Below are 5,317 nucleotides of genomic sequence, written 5' to 3'. Positions count from 1 at the left end.
GCGACGTTCGAGATGGCCGTGAAGCTGGCCAGGCCTGGCGGGCGGATCGCGAACATCGGCGTGCACGGCAAGCCGGCCACGCTGCACCTGGAAGAGCAGTGGATCAGGGACATCACGATCACGACCGGGCTGGTGGACGCCTCGTCCACGCCGACCCTGATGCGGCTGGTCACCTCCGGCCAGCTCGACGCGAGCCGGTTCATCACCCACCGCTTCGGCCTTGACGAGTTCGACAAGGCCTACGAGGTCTTCGGTGAGGCCGCCAGCAGCGGCGCGCTGAAGGTCGTACTGACTCGCTAAAACCATTCGACTGCCGCCGGGGAGCGTGCCGTAGCCTCTGCGTGTGGCGCGCGATGAACGCGGAGTGACACCGCAGAGCGAAGACTTCTCCGCCTGGTACAACGAGCTGGTCTTCAAGGCGGAGCTGGTGGACCGGGGGCCGGTCCGCGGCACGATGGTGATCCGCCCTTACGGCTACCGCATCTGGGAGCTGCTGCAGGCCGACATGGACCGGCGGATCAAGGAGACCGGCCACGTCAATGCCTACTTCCCGCTACTGATCCCGGAGAGCTACCTGCGGCGCGAGGCCGAGCATGTCGAGGGGTTCGCCCCCGAGCTCGCGGTGGTCACCCACGCGGGCGGCAAGGAGCTGGAAGAGCCGCTGGTCGTGCGGCCCACGTCGGAGACGGTCATCGGCGAGATGATGGCCAAATGGATCAGCTCGCACCGCGACCTGCCGATGCTGCTGAACCAGTGGGCCAACGTGGTGCGCTGGGAGATGCGGCCGCGGATGTTCCTGCGCACCACGGAGTTTCTCTGGCAGGAGGGGCACACCGCGCACGCCGACGAGGCCGACGCGATGCGGGAGACGCTCATCGCGCTGGACCTGTACGCGAAGGTGGCCCGCGAGATCGCCGCGATGCCGGTCGTGGCCGGCGAGAAGACGGCCAGCGAGCGGTTCCCAGGCGCCGTCAGGACCTACACGGTCGAGGGCATGATGCGCGACGGCCGCGCGCTGCAGTCCGGCACCTCGCACTACTTGGGCACGAACTTCGCCAGGGCCTTCAGCATCCAGTACACGGCAGAAAGCGGCGAGCAGCAGTACTGCCACACGTCGTCGTGGGGCATGAGCGCCCGGATGATCGGCGGCGTGATCATGACGCATGGCGACGACAAGGGCCTCGTGCTGCCTCCGCTGCTTGCCCCGTACCAGGTGGTGATCGTGCCGATCGGCCGCGGCGACCAGGCCGGCCAGGTGCTGCCTCCCGCTGTGGAGCTGGCGGAGCGGCTCAGCCGGGCGGGCATCCGCGCGCACGTGGACACCCGCGCGCAGCTGTCGCCTGGATTCAAGTTCAACGACTGGGAGATGCGCGGCGTGCCGGTCCGACTGGAACTGGGGCCGCGTGACCTGGCCGACGGCGCCGCGCTGATGTCCACCCGGCTGGGTGAGGGCAAGTCCCCGGTCTCGCTGGATTCGGCGCCTGCCGTGCTGCTGGCCGAGCTGACCGCCTTCCAGGACCTGCTGCTGCGGCGGGCGACCGGCTTCAGGGATTCGCGCACGGCCACGGTGAACGCGTGGGAAGAGTTTGCGGAGGCGGTCACGACCGGCTGGGCGCTCGCGTTCCACTGCGGCCAGGCGCAGTGCGAGAGCGACATCAAGGCCGCCACCTCGGCCACGGCGCGGGTCATCCCCGCGGAGGGGGCGCCGGAGCAGGGCGTGTGCGTCCGCTGCGGCCTGCCGTCGGCCTACGGCAAGCGGCTCATCTTCGGCCGGTCCTACTAGCTCATTCCGACTCGCCTTGTCGCGCTCGCGTGGAAATGTACGGTCAGCCAATTTCCATTAGGTCATCGCGGGTTTATCATGTGGCTATTCTTCGCCGCGCGGGGGGCGTGGCGTGGGGGGGATAGGCGGGGAGAAATGGCCTCATGGGTGGCATGGGGAGTGCTGGCTATCGTCGCAGTCCTGCTCGGACTCGTCGGCACCTTTTTCAGTGTGCGCACGCTGCGCTGGTTCTCGGTAATTACCGCGGCGGTCGCGGTCATCGCGATTACCAGGTACGGGTATGGCCTAACTCAGCCGCCAAGCTCTAACTTCGCGAACGCGTTCACGAGCGGCGCGGACGCGGTCATTAAGGACCTGCTGCACGTCCTGTGGCTGGGGCAGCCCACGCCGCCGCCCGGCCGGATCGGGCGCATCGTCGTCGCCGTCCTGATCCTGCTGGGGTACCGGGCGCTCGAGGCGTGGGCGATGCGCCGGCAGGCGCCACAGCTCGATACCTCCGCGGTGGGCGACCCCGCGGACGACAAGGACAAGCAGCATGACCCGCTGACGGACGAGCTCAAGTTCCGGCTGTCCGCGATGGAGGTCCGGGCCCCGGCGATCCTGCCGGGCGGCAGCCGCACGAACGAGCTCGCCTCCATCGCCGAGGCCACCGGCAACTCCGCCGCGGGCCTGGCCGGCGCGGTCATCCAGTTCTTCGGCACGATCTGGCCGAACCCGCGCCGGATCCAGCTCAAGATACGGGCGGAAACCGGGACGAGGGTGACGGTTGAGCTGCAAAACTCCAGGACCGGCAGCACGCTGTCGACCAGGACCGTGGCCACCGCCCGCGACGATGAGACCGCGACGATGGTGGCAGGCTGCGTCGCCAGGCAGATATTCGCCATGGATCGCACGACCCCCAGCTGGTGCTATGGCGCCCTCGACGGCAGCGACCTCGGCGCGTGGCTGCTGGCCCGGCAGGAGCGGGTCGCGGCCGGAACCCCCGGCGACGTCCAGAAATCACGCGAAGGCCAGATCAAGCGCATGTGGCAGGCGGCGGATAACGGCCGGGCCGCCGGAGTGGTCAGGTACGAGCTGGCTTCGCTTCTCGACCTCTACGCCGAGGATGTCGACGCGCTAGAGCTGCACGCGCTGCGGCTGAACTCACTGCGGCTGCACGCCATGAACCGGGCGCAGTACCCCCGCTTCTACCGGGGACGTTACCGGCTCGCCATGTCGCTTCAGATGGTGTCCAATCCGGCGCACCCGCCCTTCGGCGCCGAGGACACGAAGACCACGCTCGATGACACCCTGAAGATCCTGCGCCAGGCCGGGCTGACAACACGGGAGCTGGCCGGCACGGACGTCAGTGAGCCGGACTGTGACGGGTGCTGCGCGCTGTCGGTGTCGCTGCGCAAGGAGCTGCTGACCATCGCGGCCGGGGAACTGCGCGACATCCGGCGCCAGCTGGCCCTGTGGCGGGTCGTGCGGGACACGCTGATGCACCGCGACGAGCGCGCGATCTGGCTGCCGCACTGGCGGCCTCGCCATCGGCAGGCCTTCAGAGACGGCGTGTGCGTCGCCGAGCTGCTGGTCGCCATCAGGCTGAAGTTCATCGAATGCGAGCTCGGGGACGCTGAACCTTGCACGGACGCACGGCTGAAGTATCTCAAGCTGGGCATGGACATCACGTCCGACATCGCGGGCGACACCGGCCTCATCCGGTCGCTGCTCACCGATCCGCTCGCGGACGACACAGCCCGGCCGGCGGCGGGTGCCCCAGAGCCCACGCTGTCGGATGCGCCCGACCGGGTCCGCTGGCTGCCGTGGCAGTGCTGCACAGCGTCCTGGCAGGCCGCGTATAACACGGCATGCATGTACGCGGCGTTCGCGGGCGTGGCGCCCGAGACCGTAGCCAGGGTGGTGGCCGCCCTGGAGCGCGCCATTAACAATCCAGACTGCGAAATGGAACGCGCCTACGACTGGATTTCTCGCGACCCCGATTTCACCGCCGTGGAGAATGTGCAGCTTTTCGGGGATTTCCGCGATACCCAGCAGCGGAGAGACTATCCGGAGCCCTTCGCGGCGCGCGTGCCAGAGCCTCGTCACGGGGAAAAGGCGCCCGCGGCGCTAAAGTCTGTCGAAGGGGCGTAGGCGCTGACCCTAATGGGCGAGGGCGGCCAGGGCGGCGTCGATGCTGTCGAGGCGGGCGTTCAGGTGCGCGACGTCGCCCTTCGTGGCGCTCTGTTCCGCGGGCTTGAGTGACAGGACCAGCTGCCCGGACGGTTCCATCCTGCCATTGCCGATTTCACTGACGTCGTCGCCGTTTTGTACCCGTATGGCGTGATCTATTTCGGCTGGGCGCAGCGCGAGACGGCGCAGTGCGCTCTTGATGAAGTGTCCGTCTTCGATGATGGTGGTGGGCTTGCCCTGCAGCACGCGGCTGGCGCGGGGGCTCGCGGCCAGCCAGCGGTTAAAGGCGGAGTTGATGACCACGAGAACGGCCGCGCCGATGACACCGCCTGAGAGGCTGTCGTCGTTGCCGATAATGGCGTTCTGCACAACATTCGACAAGAGAAATATGACGACGAAATCGAAGGTGTTAAAGGTCGCTAGATCCCGCTTGCCGACCAGCCGGAACAAGATAACGATAGTGACATACACGAGAAGTGTCCGGAGAACTTTTTCCAGGACGGGTATCTGGATCACGAACATGTCATGCCACATAGCACTTGGCCTTTCATGGGGTCGGGGCTTGCGGGGGCGGACGGACGCGCTAGGGCACGACTCGGTAGGCGACCCCGGTGGCCGTCCTAGTCCAGGCGGTGATGCGCTGCACATGGATCAGCAGCGGCTGGGAGAACGTGGCACGCCACTGTTCGAAGGACGTGTCGTCCAGGGACTGCGCGTACTTCTCGCGGAACTTCGCGGCCAGGAAATGCGGATGCTGATCCGCCCTGGTGACCAGCGTGGCGCGGCCCTCAGCGAGCACGATGTCCCGGCCGCCGTCCGCTGAGTCCAGGGATAGGCTGACGGCGGGCGATACCCGCATGTTCCGCACCTTCGCCGTATTGGGCATGCTGAAGATCAGCACCAGCGGATCGTGCCACGCGAACCAGACAGGGACGTGGTGCGGGCGCCCGTCGGGGCGGACCGTGCCGAGCCAGATCACCGGTTCGGCGGTCAGCCGCTCGGCGGTATGACGATCATCGCCGCGTGCGACGTCCAGGAGCGCCATCGTCTCACCCTAGCCGCCTCGACCGCGGCACTCAGGATCAGGCGTACAAGGGGCCTAACGCCGCATTTCGGCGACACCCTGGGCCACGGCGCAGGGGGCGCACAGGGACATGTCTCTCCCGGCTACCCGCCGGGTCATGATGGCGCCGCCCTCGCAGACGTTCTGGTCCTGCGGATGTGCGGTGACGCAAGGGCACTGGCAGGCGCCCCAGTTCCCGGTAACCACCGCGCGGGCGGCCTCCAGCGCGGCGCGAAGCGCCGGATCGAGCTTGTCCACGGCCTCGGAGGTCGCGGCCGTGACCTGTTTCGCCCACTGGT

5 protein-coding genes and 1 pseudogene are annotated in these 5,317 nt (G+C 67.8%); 3 read left to right on the top strand and 3 right to left on the bottom strand.

Features of this window, described 5'->3' with window-relative positions; genetic code table 11:
* The 3 genes and pseudogenes from WA805_RS20475 to WA805_RS20465 all read left to right on the top strand — a co-directional run.
* Positions 1-300, top strand: a pseudogene (locus WA805_RS20475) (alcohol dehydrogenase); the annotation flags it as partial.
* Between the two features lie 43 nt (positions 301-343).
* Positions 344-1,783 (top strand): proline--tRNA ligase, encoded by a 1,440-nt coding sequence (proS, locus tag WA805_RS20470; protein WP_425243127.1) that lies wholly within the window; start codon positions 344-346, stop codon positions 1,781-1,783.
* 135 nt (positions 1,784-1,918) lie between these two features.
* Positions 1,919-3,916 carry a hypothetical protein gene (locus tag WA805_RS20465; protein ID WP_425243126.1) on the top strand — a complete coding sequence of 666 codons (1,998 nt, stop codon included), beginning with the start codon at positions 1,919-1,921 and terminating at the stop codon, positions 3,914-3,916.
* A gap of 9 nt (positions 3,917-3,925) precedes the next feature.
* On the opposite strand, the gene WA805_RS20460 is transcribed toward WA805_RS20465, so the two are convergent.
* The 3 genes from WA805_RS20460 to WA805_RS20450 all read right to left on the bottom strand — a co-directional run.
* Positions 3,926-4,477, bottom strand: coding sequence for a DUF421 domain-containing protein (locus WA805_RS20460; RefSeq protein WP_422287494.1), 552 nt, complete (start codon positions 4,475-4,477; stop codon positions 3,926-3,928).
* 61 nt (positions 4,478-4,538) lie between these two features.
* A complete protein-coding gene (locus WA805_RS20455; RefSeq protein WP_422287495.1) occupies positions 4,539-5,000 on the bottom strand; it encodes a pyridoxamine 5'-phosphate oxidase family protein in 462 nt (153 codons plus the stop codon).
* 54 nt (positions 5,001-5,054) lie between these two features.
* Positions 5,055-5,317: hypothetical protein (locus WA805_RS20450; protein WP_425243125.1), on the bottom strand; the 263-nt coding region annotated here is incomplete at its 5' end.

The organism is Trebonia sp., from assembly GCF_049794275.1.
Taxonomy (GTDB): Bacteria; Actinomycetota; Actinomycetes; order Streptosporangiales; family Streptosporangiaceae; genus Trebonia.
The sequence above is the reverse complement of the archived record's forward strand: the minus strand, read 5'-3'. Positions and strand labels throughout refer to the sequence as shown.

Excerpts from the sequence above, each read along its gene's own strand:
- WA805_RS20465 (WP_425243126.1), top strand. The coding sequence starts at position 1,919 with ATGGCCTCATGGGTGGCATGGGGAGTGCTGGCTATCGTCGCAGTCCTG.
- WA805_RS20460 (WP_422287494.1), bottom strand. The coding sequence starts at position 4,477 with ATGTTCGTGATCCAGATACCCGTCCTGGAAAAAGTTCTCCGGACACTT.
- WA805_RS20455 (WP_422287495.1), bottom strand. The coding sequence starts at position 5,000 with ATGGCGCTCCTGGACGTCGCACGCGGCGATGATCGTCATACCGCCGAG.